Source organism: Rhizobium leguminosarum bv. trifolii WSM2297 (assembly GCF_000271845.1).
In genome coordinates this window covers 4,394,146-4,411,904 of the sequence record NZ_JH719395.1, presented here as the reverse complement: position 1 = coordinate 4,411,904, position 17,759 = coordinate 4,394,146, and the positions used below count along the sequence as shown (strand labels likewise).

Annotated in this window: 18 protein-coding genes; 5 read left to right on the top strand and 13 right to left on the bottom strand. The window is 60.7% G+C overall.

The genetic code is table 11. The annotated features are described in order from the left end of the window. Window positions 1-46: 46 nt before the first annotated feature. Window positions 47-1,294, top strand: coding sequence for an NAD(P)/FAD-dependent oxidoreductase (locus tag RLEG4DRAFT_RS36530; RefSeq protein ID WP_003584367.1), 1,248 nt, complete (start codon window positions 47-49; stop codon window positions 1,292-1,294). On the opposite strand, the gene RLEG4DRAFT_RS36525 is transcribed toward RLEG4DRAFT_RS36530, so the two are convergent. From RLEG4DRAFT_RS36525 to RLEG4DRAFT_RS36490, 8 genes are all read right to left on the bottom strand, one after another. Next, entirely contained in the window at window positions 1,284-1,823 is a 540-nt protein-coding gene (locus RLEG4DRAFT_RS36525; protein ID WP_003584366.1) for a gluconokinase, read from the bottom strand. The two genes, RLEG4DRAFT_RS36530 and RLEG4DRAFT_RS36525, sit on opposite strands and share 11 nt — an antisense overlap. 106 nt (window positions 1,824-1,929) lie before the next feature. Continuing rightward, the gene (locus tag RLEG4DRAFT_RS36520; protein ID WP_003584364.1) at window positions 1,930-2,883 is read right to left on the bottom strand and encodes a peptide ABC transporter ATP-binding protein; all 954 of its coding nucleotides are present in this window, start codon (window positions 2,881-2,883) and stop codon (window positions 1,930-1,932) included. Next, window positions 2,880-3,896 carry an ABC transporter ATP-binding protein gene (locus RLEG4DRAFT_RS36515; protein WP_003584363.1) on the bottom strand — a complete coding sequence of 339 codons (1,017 nt, stop codon included), beginning with the start codon at window positions 3,894-3,896 and terminating at the stop codon, window positions 2,880-2,882. Before RLEG4DRAFT_RS36515 ends, RLEG4DRAFT_RS36520 begins: the two co-directional genes overlap by 4 nt. Continuing rightward, window positions 3,896-4,786 (bottom strand): ABC transporter permease subunit, encoded by an 891-nt coding sequence (locus tag RLEG4DRAFT_RS36510; RefSeq protein WP_003584361.1) that lies wholly within the window; start codon window positions 4,784-4,786, stop codon window positions 3,896-3,898. Before RLEG4DRAFT_RS36510 ends, RLEG4DRAFT_RS36515 begins: the two co-directional genes overlap by 1 nt. 9 nt (window positions 4,787-4,795) lie before the next feature. Further along, window positions 4,796-5,800, bottom strand: a complete 1,005-nt coding sequence (locus RLEG4DRAFT_RS36505; protein WP_003584360.1) for an ABC transporter permease subunit — start codon at window positions 5,798-5,800, stop codon at window positions 4,796-4,798. 87 nt (window positions 5,801-5,887) lie between these two features. Then, window positions 5,888-7,483 carry an ABC transporter substrate-binding protein gene (locus RLEG4DRAFT_RS36500; protein WP_003584359.1) on the bottom strand — a complete coding sequence of 532 codons (1,596 nt, stop codon included), beginning with the start codon at window positions 7,481-7,483 and terminating at the stop codon, window positions 5,888-5,890. A 359-nt stretch (window positions 7,484-7,842) separates the two neighbouring features. Beyond that, window positions 7,843-8,325 carry an iron-responsive transcriptional regulator RirA gene (rirA, locus tag RLEG4DRAFT_RS36495; protein ID WP_003584358.1) on the bottom strand — a complete coding sequence of 161 codons (483 nt, stop codon included), beginning with the start codon at window positions 8,323-8,325 and terminating at the stop codon, window positions 7,843-7,845. A gap of 184 nt (window positions 8,326-8,509) precedes the next feature. Next, entirely contained in the window at window positions 8,510-10,006 is a 1,497-nt protein-coding gene (locus RLEG4DRAFT_RS36490; protein ID WP_003584356.1) for a CoA-acylating methylmalonate-semialdehyde dehydrogenase, read from the bottom strand. Between the two features lie 177 nt (window positions 10,007-10,183). On the opposite strand from RLEG4DRAFT_RS36490, the gene RLEG4DRAFT_RS36485 reads away from it, so the two are divergent. Both RLEG4DRAFT_RS36485 and RLEG4DRAFT_RS36480 read left to right on the top strand, forming a co-directional pair. Beyond that, window positions 10,184-10,498, top strand: a complete 315-nt coding sequence (locus RLEG4DRAFT_RS36485; protein WP_003584355.1) for a putative quinol monooxygenase — start codon at window positions 10,184-10,186, stop codon at window positions 10,496-10,498. After that, the gene (locus RLEG4DRAFT_RS36480; protein WP_003584353.1) at window positions 10,495-11,376 is read left to right on the top strand and encodes a LysR family transcriptional regulator; all 882 of its coding nucleotides are present in this window, start codon (window positions 10,495-10,497) and stop codon (window positions 11,374-11,376) included. The genes RLEG4DRAFT_RS36485 and RLEG4DRAFT_RS36480 overlap by 4 nt, the downstream gene beginning before the upstream one ends. Here RLEG4DRAFT_RS36480 and RLEG4DRAFT_RS41085 read toward each other — a convergent pair. Next, window positions 11,373-11,537, bottom strand: coding sequence for a hypothetical protein (locus RLEG4DRAFT_RS41085; protein ID WP_003584352.1), 165 nt, complete (start codon window positions 11,535-11,537; stop codon window positions 11,373-11,375). The genes RLEG4DRAFT_RS36480 and RLEG4DRAFT_RS41085 overlap by 4 nt on opposite strands. A 44-nt stretch (window positions 11,538-11,581) precedes the next feature. Further along, window positions 11,582-12,019, bottom strand: coding sequence for a DUF4174 domain-containing protein (locus RLEG4DRAFT_RS36475; protein ID WP_003584351.1), 438 nt, complete (start codon window positions 12,017-12,019; stop codon window positions 11,582-11,584). 476 nt (window positions 12,020-12,495) lie between these two features. Between RLEG4DRAFT_RS36475 and RLEG4DRAFT_RS47350 the strand changes: the two genes are divergently transcribed. Next, the gene (locus RLEG4DRAFT_RS47350; protein WP_245278007.1) at window positions 12,496-12,693 is read left to right on the top strand and encodes a hypothetical protein; all 198 of its coding nucleotides are present in this window, start codon (window positions 12,496-12,498) and stop codon (window positions 12,691-12,693) included. A 24-nt stretch (window positions 12,694-12,717) separates the two neighbouring features. Here RLEG4DRAFT_RS47350 and RLEG4DRAFT_RS36465 read toward each other — a convergent pair whose 3' ends face one another. Beyond that, the gene (locus tag RLEG4DRAFT_RS36465) at window positions 12,718-13,197 is read right to left on the bottom strand and encodes a helix-turn-helix domain-containing protein (protein ID WP_003584349.1); all 480 of its coding nucleotides are present in this window, start codon (window positions 13,195-13,197) and stop codon (window positions 12,718-12,720) included. 141 nt (window positions 13,198-13,338) lie between these two features. Between RLEG4DRAFT_RS36465 and RLEG4DRAFT_RS39600 the strand changes: the two genes are divergently transcribed. Continuing rightward, a complete protein-coding gene (locus RLEG4DRAFT_RS39600; protein ID WP_003584346.1) occupies window positions 13,339-13,599 on the top strand; it encodes a helix-turn-helix domain-containing protein in 261 nt (86 codons plus the stop codon). Between the two features lie 181 nt (window positions 13,600-13,780). Here RLEG4DRAFT_RS39600 and RLEG4DRAFT_RS36460 read toward each other — a convergent pair whose 3' ends face one another. Together RLEG4DRAFT_RS36460 and RLEG4DRAFT_RS36455 are read right to left on the bottom strand one after the other, a co-directional pair. Then, a complete protein-coding gene (locus RLEG4DRAFT_RS36460; RefSeq protein ID WP_051040923.1) occupies window positions 13,781-14,335 on the bottom strand; it encodes a hypothetical protein in 555 nt (184 codons plus the stop codon). A gap of 329 nt (window positions 14,336-14,664) precedes the next feature. Further along, window positions 14,665-17,759 (bottom strand): BID domain-containing protein (locus RLEG4DRAFT_RS36455; protein ID WP_003584344.1); only part of this gene is annotated, 3,095 nt, incomplete at its 5' end.

The following is a 17,759-nucleotide window of genomic DNA, read 5'->3' as shown; positions in this document are numbered from 1 at the left end:
TCGGCAGGAGCATTTTCACCCCGGCAACACAGCGGAATTCAGGGGAATGAAGAAAAACGTAATCGTGCTCGGCGCCGGCATCGTCGGCGTCTCGGCGGCCATCCATCTTCAGCGGCGCGGCCGGCAGGTGACGCTGATCGACCGCAAGGAACCGGGCAGCGAAACCTCCTTCGGCAATGCCGGGCTGATCCAGCGCGAAGGTGTCGCGCCCTACGGCTTTCCCCAACAGCTCGGCCTTCTCCTGCGTTATGCGCTGAATAACCGCATCGACGCGCATTATCACCTCAAGACGCTGCCGAGCCAGATCGCCTTTCTCGCCCGCTATTGGTGGAATTCCAATGCGCGGCGCCACGCGATCATCACCCGGGCCTATGCGCCGCTGATCGAAAATTCGATTGCCGAGCACAAGGACCTGATCGAGGCGTCGCATGCGGAAGCGCTGATCCGCAGAGATGGCTGGATGAAGATTTTCCGGACGCCGGCCAAACGCGACGAGGCTCTGGCCGAGGCCGCGACTTGGCAGAATGAATTCGGAGTCGAATATGACAGTCTGACCTCGGCCGACATCGCCCGCATGGAACCCGATATGACAGGCGATTTTGCCGGCGGCATCCGCTGGCGCGATCCCTGGTCGGTGCTCGACCCGCAGGCGCTGACATCGGCCTATCGCCGCTATTTCGAAAGCCTCGGCGGCCGTTTTGTCATAGGGGACGCCGCCTCGCTCGGCCAGTACGGATCCGGCTGGAAGGTCATGACCAGGAAAGGTCCGCTCGAAGCCGACGACGCGGTCATCGCGCTCGGCCCCTGGGCGGCTGTTGCGACACGCCGGCTCGGCTATTCCTTGCCCCTTGGCATCAAGCGCGGCTATCACATGCATTATGCCGCAAAGGGCGATGCCGTGCTCCACAACTGGATGCTCGACGCCGAACGCGGCTATCTGCTGGCGCCGATGAAGCGCGGCATCCGCCTGACGACGGGGGCGGAGTTCGCGAACCTCGACGCGCCGAAGACGCCGGTCCAGCTCGACCTGGCCGAAGCCGTGGCGCGGACGATCTTTCCGCTGGGAGACAGGCTCGATCCCGAACCCTGGATGGGCGCCCGCCCCTGCACACCCGATATGATGCCTGTTATCGGCAAGGCGCCGCGCCATCGGGGCCTGTGGTTCGCCTTCGGCCATGCCCATCACGGGCTGACCCTCGGGCCGGTGACCGGCCGCGTGCTTGCCGAACTCATGACCGGCGAGACGCCGTTCATCGATATTTCAGCCTATGCGCCGCAGCGCTTCAGGCCGTGACACCAAGACCTGCGAGACCTTTCAGTGCTGTTGCCGCAATGCCGTCGATCGTGTCGTCGATATCGACGGTAACGACGCCGGGTTCGCCTGTGGGAACCTCAAGCGTCGCCAGCTGGCTTTCGAGCAGCGAGACCGGCATGAAATGACCCTTGCGCTCGCCCATGCGGTTCGTCAGCAACGCCTTGGAGCCTTCGAGATAGACGAAGAACAGATTGCCGCCGGCAGCCGCCCTCAGCCTGTCGCGATAGATACGCTTCAGAGCCGAGCAGGAGACGATGATGCCCTCGCCTTTCTCAAGCGAGGCCTTCATGTCTTCGCCGATGCGGTCGAGCCAGGGCATCCGGTCGTCGTCGCTCAAAGGAATGCCCTTCGACATCTTCTCGACATTGGATGGGGGATGCAGCGCATCGCCTTCGACGAAGTCGAGATGCAGGGCTCCCGCGATCTTCTCGCCGACCGAGGACTTGCCGCAGCCGCTGACACCCATGACGATGATCGCATGGGCTTTGTTCATCCGCTCACCCGGCATGGCTCCTCCCAGCATCCAACTGTTGTCTACGTAATTCCCGGCAAAAGCGCTTCGCGCTTTGCCTGGGAAAACCGCTGCACACTTTTCCTGGAGTTATTCATCCCGCTCAATCGAGCGGGAAATGACAGGCATATTGCTGTGCACCTTCTCCCCTTAATTCGGGAGAAACCTGGCGGCAATAGTCCTGCGCCTTCCAGCAGCGCGGATTGAAATGGCAGCCCGACGGCGGCTTCAGCGGTGACGGCAATTCACCCTGTAGGCGGATGCGGTTCTTCTCGCGCTCGGGATCGGCGATCGGTGTGGCCGACAGCAAGGCGGCCGTATAGGGATGGCGCGGCCGGGCGAAGACCTCGGCGGCCGGACCGGTTTCAACCGGGCGGCCGAGATACATCACCATCACCTCGTCAGCGATATGATGGACGACGGAGAGGCCGTGCGAGATGAAGAGATAGGCAAGCCCCATTTCCTTCTGCAGGTCCATCAACAGGTTCAGCACCTGCGCCTGGATCGACAGGTCGAGTGCCGAAACCGGCTCGTCGAGCACCAGCACCTTCGGCCGCAGCATCAGAGCGCGGGCAATGGCGATGCGCTGGCGCTGGCCGCCGGAGAACATGTGGGGGTAACGACCGTGATGCTCCGGACGCAGGCCGACGCGGGCCATCATCTCCTCCACCTTGCGGTGGCGCGCAGCGGCGTTGAGATCGGTGTTGATCTTCAGCGGCTCTTCGAGGATCGCACCGACCTTCTGGCGCGGGTTGAGCGAGCCGTAAGGATTCTGGAATACGATCTGCACCTGGCTGCGCAGGCTGCGGTCGCCGACGCGCGCCGGCTTACCGTCGATCAGCAATGCGCCAGCCGTCGGATTCTCGATCATCGTCACCAGGCGCGCGAGCGTCGACTTGCCGCAGCCGGATTCGCCGACGACGGCGAGCGTCTTGCCGGAATGAAGGCTGAAGCTGACGCCGTTCAGCGCCTTGACCGTGGCATCGGCTTTGAAGAGACCGCGGTTGACGGTGTAGAAGCGGGCGAGATCCCTGCCCTCGAGAACAGCGCCCGTCATACCAGGTCTCCTGCAGTTTCGACGGCCATGACGCCGGGATGCCCGAGCGGCTTGCCGTCCTTCAAAGGATAGTTGCACAGCGCCAGCCCAAGCTCCGGCCCCTGGCGGACGACGCCGCGATCGCATTCGACCGTGGCATAGCCGCAACGGGGCGCGAACAGACAACCAGTCGGGCGCCCGTGCTGGCCGGGAACGACACCGGCGATCGAGGGAAGACGCTGGCCGACTTGGGCGCGTTCCGGCAGGGCGGCGAGCAAGGCTGCGGTATAGGGGTGGTGCGGATCGCGAAACAGTGCCCTCACCGGCTGCTCCTCGACCTTCTGGCCGGCATATTGGACCTGCACGCGCTCGGCGGTTTCGGCCACCACACCCATATCGTGGGTGATCAGCACCAGCGCCATGCCCTGCTCCTTCTGCAGGCGCACGAGCAGATCGAGGATCTGCGCCTGGATCGTCACGTCGAGCGCAGTGGTCGGCTCATCGGCGATCAAGAGCTTCGGATTGCACGCAAGCGCCATGGCGATCATGACGCGCTGGCTCATGCCGCCGGACATCTGATGCGGGAAGTTCGACAGGCGATCCTCCGGCGCCGGAATGCCGACGAGGTTCAAGAGTTCGATCGACCGTTCGCGGCGTTCTTTCCGGTTGAGGCCCATATGGACACGCAGGGTCTCGCCGAGCTGGAAGCCGACGGTGAAACACGGATTGAGGCTCGACATCGGCTCCTGGAAGATCATTGCCATGTCCTTGCCGACGATCCGGCGGCGCTGGCGGCCCGAAATCCCGCGCAGATCCTGGCCGTCGAACTGCATGCGGTCGGCGGTGATCTTCGCCGTCCAGGGCAGAAGCCCCATCAGGGCCAGCATGGCAACGGATTTGCCCGAGCCGGATTCACCGACGACCGACAGGATCTCGCCCCTGTCGCAGGCAAGCGATACGCGGTCGACGGCGCGAAAGAGACCGGAAGAGGTCTGGAATTCGACGGTCAGATTTTCGATTTCGAGAAGTGGCATCACGACCTCTTCAGCTTGGGGTCAAGCGCATCGCGCAGGCCGTCACCCATCAGGTTGATGGCGAGAACGGTGATGAGGATGGCAAGACCGGGGAATGTTACGACCCACCAGGCGCGCGAGATGAACTCACGGGATTCGGCCAGCATCGTGCCCCATTCGGGTGTCGGCGGCTGGGCACCCATGCCGAGAAAGCCGAGGGCGGCGGCATCGAGGATGGCCGCCGAGAAGGCGAGCGTCGCCTGGACGATCAGCGGCCCAAGACAGTTCGGCAGGATCGTCTTGAACATCAGACGGAAGGTGCCTGCGCCGGCAACACGCGAGGCGATCACATATTCCTTCTCGCGCTCCGAAATGACCGAGGCGCGCGTCAGCCGCACGAAATGCGGCTGGTTGACCAGCGAAATCGCGATCATCGCATTGGTAAGACCAGGCCCGAGCACCGCCACCAGCACGAGGGCGAGCAGCAGCGACGGGAAGGCCAGGATGATATCCATCAGGCGCATGATCGCCGTATCGACCTTGCCGCGGAAATAGCCGGCGACGAGACCGATCAGGACGCCGCATACGACCGAAAGCGTGACGACGACGACGCCGATGAAGAGCGAAAAGCGCGCGCCGTAGATCAGGCGCGAGAGGATATCGCGGCCAACCGCATCCGTTCCGAGCGGGAACGAAATGCTGCCGGCCTCCATCCAGGCCGGCACGGCGAGCAGCGCCTGGCGGTTCTGCTCGTTCGGCGCATGCGGCGCAAAGACCGGCGCGAAGATTGCGACGACCAGGATGACGATGAAAACGAAGAGGCCGATGACGGCGCCCTTGTTGCGGGAGAAATAGTGCCAGAACTCCGCAGCGGCGGATGGCTGGCCGGTCTTGACGGTGACGGTGCTCATGAACCGCTCCTAGTGACGAATGCGCGGATTGATGAAGCCGTAGAGGACATCAACAATCAGGTTGACCAGCATGATGACGCCGGCGATCAGCAGAAGACCGCCCTGGACCACGGCGTAGTCACGCTTGAACACCGAGTCGACCATCCATTTGCCGATGCCCGGCCAGGAGAAGATCGTCTCGGTGAGGATGGCGCCGGCAAGAAGAACGCCGATCTGCAGACCGATCGTGGTAATGACGGGGATCATCGCATTGCGCAACGCGTGCACGCCGACGACGCGCAGCGGCTTCAGGCCTTTCGAGCGTGCCGTGCGGACATAATCCTCGCCGAGAACCTCGAGCATCGCCGAACGCGTCTGACGCGCAATGACGGCAAGGGGGATGGTCGCCAGCACGATGGTCGGCAGAATGAGATAGCTGATGGCCGAGGCGAAGGCCCCCTTCTGGCCGGACAGTAGGCTGTCGATCAGCATGAATCCGGTGACCGGCTTGAAGAAATACATCAGCGAGATACGGCCGGAAACGGGCGTCCAGCCGAGATAGCCGGAGAAGAAGATGATGAGCAGCAGGCCCCACCAGAAAATCGGCATGGAATAACCGATAAGCGCCACACCCATCACGCTCTGGTCGAACCACGTGCCCCGCTTGACGGCGGCAAAGATGCCGGCGGGCACGCCAAGACAGACGGCGAGGATGATGGCACAGAAGGAAAGTTCCAGCGTTGCCGGAAACAGCGTCAGGAATTCGCCGAGAACGGGTCGCTTGGTGACGATCGAGGTACCGAGATCGCCGTGCAGAATTTTTCCGAGATAATCGAAATATTGCACATACATGGGCCGGTCGAAGCCGAGATCGTGCATGATCTGGGCGTGTCGCTCCGGCGCCATGACACGTTCCCCCGACAGAAGCATTACGGGATCGCCGGGAAGCATGCGGATGAACGAGAAGGCAATGAGGGAAACGCCGAGGAATGTCGGGATCAGCACCGCGAGGCGGCCGATGAAAAAACGCAACATGGCAGATGTCCAATAGTTTCCGGCGGTCAGGGGGTGCCTGACCGCCGGTTGCGCCCAGCACTGCCGGGCATTCTTACATTATTCTTGTTATTCGGATACGTCGACGCCGTCGAAGCGGTGAATGCCGAGCGGATCCATGAAGAAGCCGGAGACCTTCTTGCTCATCGGAACGAAGACCAGCGAGTGATCGAGGGTCGCCCAGGGGGCTTCCTTCTTGAAGATCAGCTGGGCCTGCTCATAGGCCTTGGTGCGCTCGCCGACATCGGCGGTCAGCTTGGCCTTGGTCATCAGGTCGTCATATTCCTTGTTGCACCACTGAGCGCGGTTGTTGCCGCCGACAGCATCGCAGCCAAGCAGCGTATCCATGAAATTATCAGGGTCGCCGTTGTCGCCGGTCCAGCCGAGGATGACGGCGCCGTCGCGCTTCACGTCGGAGGAGAGCTTCAGATATTCGGCCCATTCATGGGTGACGATCTCGACCTTGACGCCAGCCTTGGCGAAATCGGCCTGGATCAGTTCGGCGGCGCGGCGCGCGTTCAGCATGTAGGGACGCGACACCGGCATCGCCCAGACCTTCATGCTGAGGTCCTTGACACCGGCATCGGCGAGAGCCTTCTTGGCGGCATCCGGATCGTATTTGTCGTCCTGAACTGCGTCGTTATAGGACCACATCGTCGGCGGGATCGGGTTCTTGGCAACGGCCGCGGCACCCTGGAAGACGGCGTCGATGATCGCCTGCTTGTTGATCGCCATGTTGAGGGCGCGGCGAACTTCCGGCTTGTCGAACGGGGCCATCTGGGTGTTGTAGGCGAGGAAGCCGACATTGAGGCCGGCCTGTTCCATCACCGTCAGATTGTTGTCCTTCTTCAGCTCGGGAACATCGGCCGCATTCGGATAGGGGATCAGGTGGCATTCGCCGGCCTTCAGCTTCTGAGCGCGGACGGCGGCATCAGAGGTGATGGCGAAAACCAGATCGTCGATCTTTTCCTTGCCCTTGAAATAGGTTTCGTTCGCCTTGTAGCGGATGACGGCATCCGGCTGGTAGGCGACGAAGGTGAAGGGGCCGGTGCCGAGCGGCTGCTGGTTCAGCTGCGCCATCTTGCCGTCGGCTGCGAGCTTGTCGGCATATTCCTTGGAAACGATCGAGGCGAAGTCCATCGCGAGGTCGGCAAGGAACGGCGCTTCGGGATGATTGAGCGTGAACTTGACGGTGAGGTCGTCGACCTTCTCGACCGACTTGATCAGATCCGGGAAGCCCATGCCGGCGGCGTATTCGTAGGAACCGCCCTCGACATACTTGTTCCACGGATTGTCGGCTTTCAGCTGGCGCTCGAAGGAGAACACCACGTCGTCGGCATTGAAATCGCGCGTCGGCGTGAAGAAGTCGGTGGTCTGATATTTGACGCCGGGATGAAGCTTGAAGGTGTATTCCGTGCCGTCGGCCGAAACGCTCCAGCTGTCGGCGAGGCCCGGCTCGATCTCGGTACCGCCATGCTTGAATTCGACCAGGCGGCTATAGACCGTGCGCGACGAGGCGTCGAAGGTCGTGCCAGCCGTATAGAGGCTCGGGTCAAAGCCTTCCGGCGAACCCTCGGAGCAATAGACAAGGGTCTTGGACCAGGCCGACGTTGCCATGACCGAAATCAGGGCCGTCGCTGCCAGCATGACAGAGATCTTTTTCATAATATTGTTTCCCGGTTGTTCTTTTTTGATGTTTGGAGACCGCGATAGGCATCGTGATCGACGGTCGATGGAACGATATTTATTTACTGAAAGCAACGGGCTACGGAGAAAATTTTTCCAGTTGGACAATTTTAGAAATTTTCGGTCAAAAATCAGCCTCATTTGGACATTTTCGGATAAAAACGTCCGATATTTCGTCGTATTTTGGATATTGCGCCTCTTAAGCGTGTGGTGATCAATCAGATTCGCTTGCCACGCTCGGGTGTTCATTCTTGCCGAGCCGGGAAGACGCGACAAAAACAAAAACCGCGATTGCCAGGGGCAACCGCGGTTTCACACCTCAGTCCTGCTCTTTAAATTCAGGCGGCGGGCGCAACGATTTCGGATTTGCGGTAAGGCCGCTCGCCGGTAATTCCGAGAAGGAAATTGATCTGCGGACGAGCCTTGACGAGGTCGTCGATGGAATATTCCGACAGCACGGCGAAGAAGGCGTTGAGCGCCTTGCGCAGCGCCGAATTCAGGCCGCAGCTGTCGACCAGCGGGCATTCGACCTCACCGTCATCCTCGAAGCATTCGGCCATGGCGAAACTGTCTTCCGTGACCCGAACGACGTCGAAGAGGGTGATGTCGGCAGCCGGCTTGCCCAGGCGAACACCGCCATTGCGACCGCGCACGGTCTCGACCAGACCGGCCTTGTTCAGCGGCTGGAGGATCTTGAAAAGAAAAAGCTCGGAAACACCGTAGGCCCTGGCGATTTCCGGAATCCGGCTCAAGTGCCCATCGTTGGCAGCACAATACATCAACATGCGAACCGCATAGTTGGTCTGCTTCGTCAACCGCATGCCGATCTCCTAACTCGTGCCTGTTCGGACCTATATAGGCGGTTTGGTAGTTTTGAACAATTCCAAAATATGAAATTCGCAATCAGCTTATGAGGCCATTTGCCGAGAGGTATGGGCCGCGTCGAGAGATCAGACAAAACGGGGGCCATACGGCCCCCGAATTGCAAATCGATCTGTCGTCAGATCACTTCATCGTCGGCATGACGAATTCAGCGCCGCTCTTGATACCGGAGGGCCAGCGGGCGGTGACGGTCTTGGTCTTCGTCCAGAACTTGATCGAGTCGGTGCCGTGCTGGTTAAGGTCGCCGAAGCTCGAGGCCTTCCAGCCGCCGAAGGAGTGGTAGGCGAGCGGAACCGGGATCGGAACGTTGATGCCGATCATGCCTATATTGATGCGCGAGGCGAAATCGCGGGCGGCATCGCCGTCGCGGGTGTAGATTGCAACGCCGTTGCCGTATTCGTGCTTCATCGGCAGCGACAGCGCTTCCTCATAGTTCTGGGCGCGAACGACGGAGAGAACCGGTCCGAAGATCTCGGTCTTGTAGATATCCATCTCAGGCGTGACGTGGTCGAACAGGCAGCCGCCGACGAAGTACCCGTCTTCATAACCCTGGAGCTTGAAATCGCGGCCGTCGACGACGAGCTTGGCGCCCTCCTCGATGCCGCGGTCGATCAGGCCACGAACACGGGTATAGGCTTCCTTGGTGACGAGCGGGCCCATATCGGCCTTGTCGTCGGTGTAGGGGCCGATGCGCAGCGATTCGATCTTCGGCGTCAGCTTTTCGACAAGGCGGTTGGCGGTGTCTTCGCCGACCGGAACGGCAACCGAGATCGCCATGCAGCGCTCGCCGGCCGAGCCGTAGCCGGCGCCCATCAGCGCGTTGACGGCCTGGTCCATGTCGGCATCCGGCATGATGATCATGTGGTTCTTGGCGCCGCCGAAGCACTGGGCGCGCTTACCGTTCATCGCTGCCGTGCCATAGACGTAGCGAGCGATCGGAGTCGAGCCGACGAAGGAGATGGCGCCGATATCGGGATCGGTGAGGATCGCGTCGACGGCAGCCTTGTCGCCGTTGACGACGTTGAGGATGCCGGCCGGCAGGCCGGCCTCGATCATCAATTCACCGAGACGGATCGGCAGGGAGGGATCACGCTCGGAAGGCTTCAGGATGAAGGCGTTGCCGCAGGCGATCGCTGGCGCAAACATCCACATCGGGATCATGCCGGGGAAGTTGAAGGGGGTAATGCCGGCGCCGATGCCGACCGGCTGGCGGATCGAATACATGTCGATCGCAGGACCTGCGCCCTCCGTAAATTCGCCCTTGGCGAGATGCGGGATGCCGCAGACGAATTCGCAGACTTCGAGACCGCGGATGACGTCGCCCTTGGCATCCTCGATGGTCTTGCCGTGTTCCTTGGAGATCAATTCGGCAAGTTCGTCCATGTGCTTGTTCAGGAGTTCGACGAACTTGAAGAAGACGCGGGCGCGGCGCTGCGGATTGGTGGCAGCCCATTTCGGCTGCGCAGCCTTGGCGTTTTCAACGGCGGCGCGCATTTCCTCGACGCTGGCGAGCGCGACCGTCGCCTGCACTTCGCCGGTTGCCGGATTATAGACGTTGCTTACGCGGCCGCTGGTGCCGGCGACATGCTTGCCGCCGATGAAATGACCGATCTCATGCATGGGATGCTCCTCCTGTTTATGGATGGCAGACAATCGCACTTCAATTTGCACAAATCAATGCGCTGATATAAGGAACTGTTGTGCGTAAATTATAGCCCCGTCTTTGCATCAGGCGCTGCTGCTTCCAAATTTGGCCCGGCGCGCGGACAAGTCAAATCCGAAGAGGAGATCAAAGGGATGAGCAGGAAACCCGTCGTCAGAATGGCGGAACTGGAGATCGATCCGGAGACGCTTGAGGCCTATCGCACATTGCTCACCGAAGAAATCGAGGCATCCGTAGAGCTGGAAGAGGGCGTCCTTTCGCTCAGCGCTGTTTCCATCAGGGACGAACCAAACCGGGTTCGCATTCTGGAGGTCTATGCCGACCAGCAGGCATACGAGGCTCATTTGCGGACACCGCATTTCCTCAAATACAAGAATGGGACGGCTGGCATGGTGACATCGCTGACGCTGATCGAGGTCGATCCGATCGTTATGCGGGCCAAGCGATGAACTGGGACGATGTCCGGATTTTCCTCGCCGTCGCCCGCACCGGGCAGATCCTCGCCGCCTCGAAGCGGCTGGGGCTCAATCATGCCACGCTCTCGCGTCGGCTGACGTCGCTGGAAGAGGCGCTGAAGACCCGGCTGTTCATCCGCCGCCCGAGCGGCTCCGAGCTGACGGCCGAAGGCGAAGTATTCCTGGCATCCGCAGAGCGGATGGAAACGGAAATGCTGGCGGTGCAGGCGAGCCTCGGCCACACCGATACGGCAATTGCCGGGACCGTGCGCGTCGGTGCGCCGGATGGGTTCGGTGTTTCCTTTCTGGCGCCGCGCATTGGCAGGCTGATCGAGCGCCATCCGGCGCTGAAGATCCAGCTCGTGCCGGTGCCGCGCTCCTTCTCGCTATCGCAGCGCGAGGCCGATATCGCCATCACGCTGGAGCGGCCGGAACAAGGCCGGCTGGTATCCTCCAAGCTCACCGACTACACGCTCGGTCTTTATGCCTCCCGCGATTACCTCGCCTCCCACGGCACACCCGGCGATATCGACGCGCTGAAAGCCCATCCGCGCATCGGTTATGTCGAAGACCTGATCTTCACCGCCTCGCTGAACTTCTCCGGCGAGGTGATGCGAAGCTGGGATGCAAGCTTCGAGATTTCGACGTCGATCGGGCAAACGGAAGCGGTCCGGTCAGGCGCCGGTATCGGCATCCTGCACGATTATATCGCCCGGCAGTATCCGGAACTCCAGCGCATCCTACCTGAAATTTCGATCCGGCGCGCCTACTGGACGACCTATCACGAAACGGCACGCGACCTCGTGCGCGTCAGAAGCGTCGCCGACTTCCTGCAGGAACTGGTCAGCGCCGAACGCCACATCTTCCTTTAGAAAGAGACGTGCTTTGCCGGCTCGTCGTTCTCATCCGGGTTCGGAACCGGCGCCTCGTCGGGCAACCGGTCCGGCTCCGGCTCTGTAATGGGCGGCACCGGCTTCCAACCGGGCGCCGGCATCGGCGGCTGATCGGGAATGGGTTCGTTGGGCACGGACATAACCGCCTCCCTTTCATGATGTTCGCGAGGATGTTCGGCCGGCGCTAGTTGTCCGGCTTCAGCGTTTCGGCAGCGCGCATCGGCATGCTGTCGACGATGGCGAAAAGCTCACCATTGGTGATCGGCTCGCTGACCTTGAGCTTGACGGTGCCGTCCTTTCCGACAAGGAAAGCGGCGAGTTCGCCCACATCAGGTACCTCGAGATCGCGGCGGATGGCTTCGCTATCGAGACCATCAGCCGCACCGAAGAGCGGCCGGACGCCGACGCCGGAAACCTTAAGCACTACCATGTCGCGCTCATCGAGTGCACTGCGATCGGCCAGCAGCTGATTTTCCTGGCGAGCGGCGCGGGCATTGTCCTTGTCGGCGAAAAGGACGAAGACACGGTTCTTCCACTGGAACGCCGCAAGGCTTTCGACCGGCGCATAGGCACTGTTTGTCTCGTCGATCTTGGTCGCGCCGTAGAGAAGAGTTTTCGACATGCATATTCTCCCGTTAACCTGGAGAACGGCGCGAGGCGGCCTGGGTTCCATCGAAATGAACGTAACGAGGTTTTGACCTCTATTATGGAAAAAACGGTATGGTTTAGTGGGACCTAGCTGTTCAGATCTCGGCAACCGCTAGAGGCTGGAGTTTTCTGTTCGTTGGGTGTTTGTTAAAGGCCCGCTAATTTGACACCACGGCTAACAGCCCGCTGCTGCCTTTCGGCGATAACCTGCTGGCTGCTTTCCATGCGAACCGTCTGTTGCAGGACCACGCTCGAGGAGGTTCGTCTCCATGGTTTCCTCCACACTGGTATCGGTCTTGACCGCGATCATGCCGCAACGCCGGGCGCAGCAGCCTTCGGTAACCGACAGATAGCCTTGGTTGCCATGGACGCAGGCCCTGGGCCTCGAAACATGTATGCCGAGATGCGAGTAACCGCCGACCGTCCAGACCCGGTGTGAACCAATTGGACGTGACCAGGATCTTCGAGGCGGATCAAGCCCTATTCGACATGCTGGAAACCATTCAGGCGACGTTTCAAAGCTCCCAGCTGGAAAGGGCAAACTATGCCCAGCCAGATGATCCGCGGGTCCTGGACAATGACAAGGAAGTCGACTTCTACGGTACCATTTTCCGCCGCTCCAACGCCAATCGGCGGCCGCCTGCTTAAAATCTGCCGGGCATCACGGGACGATCAATCTTCTTCGGCTTTGTCCTCATCTCCGGCGATTGCCCTGATCACCGCCAGTGTGCGGGTCCTGAGTTTGGGCGGAAGACGAAGTATCTCCTCGACAAAGCGGCGTCCTTCCGCGGTGGCGAGATAAGCGATACGCTCATCTGCCTCGGGTGCGATAGTCGCCGCCTCCCCTGAACCTGGTTGCGGCAGCCCATCGAAAAAGCAGCCCACTGGCACATTCAAACCGCCGGCGATTTCGTAGAGCATCGACGCGCTGATGCGGTTCTTGCCACTTTCATATTTCTGGACCTGCTGGTAGCTCAGACCAACTTTCTGACCGAGTTCGGTTTGCGACAGGTTGGTGTGAACGCGCCTGATGCGAAGCTGCTGGCCCACATGGATGTCGACCGGGTGCGATGCTTGATTGTTGTCGTCTTCAGTCCGAAACGTGTTTCGCGGAGACTGGCTCGCGACCCGCTTTTCTACCCGATCATGCATTGGGTTGCCTTCCTCTGAGAGACGCCCATCGCCTGTGTTAACGAGGAGCGGAGGTGCGAAAGGAGCACTTTAGAACTCAAAAGATTAATATGTTGAATATATTCCATGGATTAACTCCATGCAAGATGTTGCCCATGGTGCATGGACACTCGTGCGCGCATTGCGTGGAATTTGCGACATCACAGGTCAGCGCAGAAGCTTACGCAGGAAGTACTCGCTGTAGATGCGCGTGTGGATAGGACCGTGATCAGTGATTTGGAGAGAGGCAAATATAATATCTCTATTGATTTGCTCGATCGCCTCGCGGACGCACTATCAATAGATATCTCCCAGTTATTTTCGATTCCTTTGCCGGGAGATAGACCGCAACCGATGAAGGCTGGAAGGAAGCCGAAGGTTTGATGGCAGAATTGTGTATTTTGTGTCGCGCAGGCACGCACAACCTGAAAAATGCGGCGCCAAATTAGCACCTACGAAAATGCCTGCTGGGGATCGCTCACGGCGATCCACGGAAACAATGTACCGATAAATTCAAACACGTCATGCTTTGAAACCACCAGAATTTCAGCATCTTTGGGCTCCGTCACAACGGCATGCTCCGATGTAATGAGGCTCTTTTTTTCACCAAGTGGAGTCCATAGCCTGCGGTAACGACGGCGATCACTCCGCTTCCAAAAGCAAGGAATACCGCGGACGGAACGAGCGCGTCTCCGGAAACACCGAGGCCCACATAGACAAGCAGACTGAAGCCCATACAGGCGACGTGTACCCGACCTTTCGCTCGTCCGAGCTTGGTGCTTGATACGAGCCTCTGTATCTCGACATCGATCAGGACTCTCGACAAGTTATAACCAGCGCCAAGGAGCGCCATCAAGGTGCTGGCAATGTCCAGATTCCGCGTCGGATAAAATGCTGCCACGGCCAAGCCCGACAAAAGGACGATGATGGGAGTGACCCGGCCGTCGATCTTGCTGAACCGCCTGAGGGCGAGGATCAGCATGCTGATGATCGCGCAGGCTGCCCAATAAACCGCGGCCTGTCTCCACGCCCTCGGACGTTTCCCCTGAGCCTGCGCCGGCAGGCAATGATCGACCGCCCAGATTCGATAGCGGATCGCGGTCCGGAACATGCTGATCATCGAAATCGCGAATGCGCAGGTGGCAAAGAGGAAGCTTGCCGTTCCGGGCCTTGCGCTCAGCACCCATCCGGTCGCTATCGCCGCTCGCTATCAATGATAGCCCACGTGAAAGTGCGTTGTTCGAAGCACTTCGAAGTCAGCGAAGAGGCGACGGCCAGGCACATCCGCCAACCGGCGATCACGGACCAGCTTAGGGAGGAAGGTCAGGTTACGGGAAGGAGGCGGGACTATGTTGATCGGGCTCGGCGAACGGGCCGCACGACCTGCATATGCTGGTCAAGACCGCGTGCGGGAACATCTCGCCAGGCTCTTGACTTCTTCGATGGTCTTCAAAGATCGATACTGCGGCCACGGCTGACCGCCCGCTGGCGCCGTTCCGCAATAATCTCCTCGCTGCTTTCATGGCGAACCGTCTGCTGCAAGACCTTCAGCCTCTCCTGCATCGCCGCGAAGGCCGGGCGCTGCGTCGGCGACACGTGATTGATGAGCTCCTTGTCACCGCGGATGATGGCATTGCGCCCGAAGCGCTGGTCGAGTGCCTTGCTGACATCAGCAAACTCCCGACGGATGTTTGCATCGAGAGGTGCAGCCGGAATATTCAGCATGCGACCATTCTTTCGCTGCGCCATCCGTTGGATGAGCGCTTCCTCTGCCGCTCTCGACAGGCCGGGAATGGCAACCGCCATGCGCTGCCGCTCTGCCGTAATGCTCCGTCGTTCTGCGTCGAGCAGATTGACATAGGATGACCCGAGTGAGCGCAGCCGGACGGCGGCTTCCGGCACGGCCTGCACCGCTTCTTTCCGCTCCCGGCCAGAGGCAAGCACCTTGTCCATCAGACGGTCGGAACCGCGCAGTGCACCGTAAGCGGCTGGATCATTGGTGACTGCTGCCGCGATGCGATCGGCAGCAAAACCTTTCAGGATCAGCTCCTCGATCATGCTGACGGCGCCGGCCGGATCGCGCCAGATCGTCCTTGCAGTATTCGCCAGTGCCGCACGCTGCTGGTGATAGAGAGGAGCTGCGAGCACACGCGATCGCGCCTCCTCGTCGACCGGCGTCTTGAACTCGGTGACGGCGGCAAGCATCGGCAACACCGTCGCATAATCCTTGCCTGGCTCCTCCCTTGGCTCCTTAGTCGGAACGGCACTGGCCGCTGCGACGATCTTCGAGCGATCCTGACGCTCGGCAAGATGCTGCTCGTGGCCAAAACGCTTCACGGCCTCGAACAGGTTAATCAGTGTCTCACGCTGGCTCGGCATCAGATCTTCCGGCATGCGTTCGGCCACGTTGCGTCCGGCAACCGCATCCGCCTTCGCGGTGAATGCGCTCCAGCCAAAGCGGGCCGTCAACGCCTCGCTGACCGCCTTGATCTCCTGCACGACCGAGCGGTCCTCGGTGGCAAGCGCAAAGGCGCTCTTGTAGGCGTCGTCACCACCTTGGGTGCGTACCGCCTCAATCTCCATAAGCCGCGCCATCGCATTTTCGGAGAGCGCCGGGATCGATACCGACATATAGGAGCGCCGCGTCTGCTCGCGCTGTTCGAACCGTTCGGCATTCCTGCGGAATTCGGTCGCATGGGCCCGTGCGAGCGGCCGCAGTTCGTCCACGGCCGACATTGCGACATTGCGCTCCTGACGTGCCGCGCGTCCGTCGACGATCAATTCGGAACCACGCAAGCGGCCAAGCCGATCAGGGGCTGCGGCAAGATCGTCGGCAAGCTTGCGCGGTTCGACGCCGGCGTCCGATGCCAGCGCATTCAGGGCGGCAAGCGCTGCATCCGGATCGCGATAGATCTTCTCCAGCAGCGAAAGTAGGATCGCTTCCCGCTCTGTCCAGGCCGGGGACGAACGCTGCATCAGCCGCGCATCCTCCTCGACGCTTCTGGCGAAGAACGTCGGCGGGATCAGATAGCGTGCTTCGCTGGAGGTTGCTTCGACCATCCTTTCGCTCCGCTCTTCATTGTAGGCGACACGCCGTTCCCGCTCGATGGCAAAGCCGAGCGCCACGCTTGCCCGCTCCCAGAGCCTTTCCACCTGCTCCCGCTTTGCGGCAATCCACGCAAAGCGCCGGGAGAGGCTTTCCTCCATCTCGACTGCAGCCAACGAAAGATGATCGATGCCGCGGCGCCGGGCGAAGTCTTGCGCCTGGGCGCGATAACCGGCCCCACTTTCAAAATCGAGCGTCGTCGTCTTGGCGCCGGAGCGCGACAATCGCTCGACGAGCTGTTTGAACATATCCGGCCGATGGCTTTCCCGCTCGAGGCGATGCTGGCGCGCTTCGGCGGTTTCGATCTGTCTCGCCGTCCAGACGTTGCGATCGACTTCCCTCTCCTCGTAACGCTTCTGGCCTGTCTCCTCGTCGACGACTGCTATCTGGACCTTGACCCGCTCGACGCCATCCTTGCGCAGGGTGACGGTATCGCCTGCAGAGATGCCCGCCTCCTCGAGCGCCTTCGGCAGGCTGACGCCCCAAAGGCGATGGACGGTTCCGTCCTCCGTCCTGACATCGGCATAGGGACTGTCGTCGGCATCTTCGTCATTCGGCCGGAACTTGGCTTCTCCGGTTTCGACAAGCTCGCCGGTCACACCGGCGGCATGATCGACATGCAGCTTGCGTCCCCATTCCGGCTTTGCCTCAAAATCCTCCTTCGCCGAATAGAGATCGACGCGGTCGCGATGGCGGGTCATCGACACATAGGTCAGATGCTGGTCCATCATCCCCGTGGCAAGCACGAAGGTGCGGTCGACCGTGGCGCCTTGCGATTTGTGGATCGTTGCGGCATAGCCGTGATCGACATTCCGATAGCTGTCTTCGCTGAAGACGACCTTGTCGCCATTATCGAGAAGGACCGACAGCAGCGGATCGCCGCGTTTGTCGCCGGTGGAGATGATCGTGCCGAGCATGCCGTTCTTGACATATTGCGGACCGGAATGCCTTTCCCGGGGCTCAAGGAAGCGGGCATTTTCCAGGAAGATGATGCGATCGCCAGCGGCGAACTCCCGCGTGCCGCGCTCGGTCTGGAACGTCCGACTGTCAGAAAGCGCTTGCTGCGCCCTCATGACCTGACGCAGTGCCTCGTTCAGCTTGTGGACATCATCATTGGTGTGGGCGAGCACCAGCAACTCGTCGCCGCGAAGGCGGCCATCCCTGCCCTCGGAAACCGAGCGATCGATCGCCTGTTTGCGTGCTTCGGTCCAATCAGCAACGATGCGACCGATTGCCTCCTGGCGTGTCGCTGCCTCGACGAGATGACCATGTTGCGCATAGACGTCGAGCCCCTTCTCGACCTCGCCGCGGGCAAACAGCCGTGAAGCCTCGCGTGCCCATTCGTCACGCTGGCGGCGCACACCGGCAAGCTCGGCAAAACCGATCCGCTCGGTGATTGCCCGGAAAGCAGCACCCGCCTGGATCGGCTGCAGCTGCA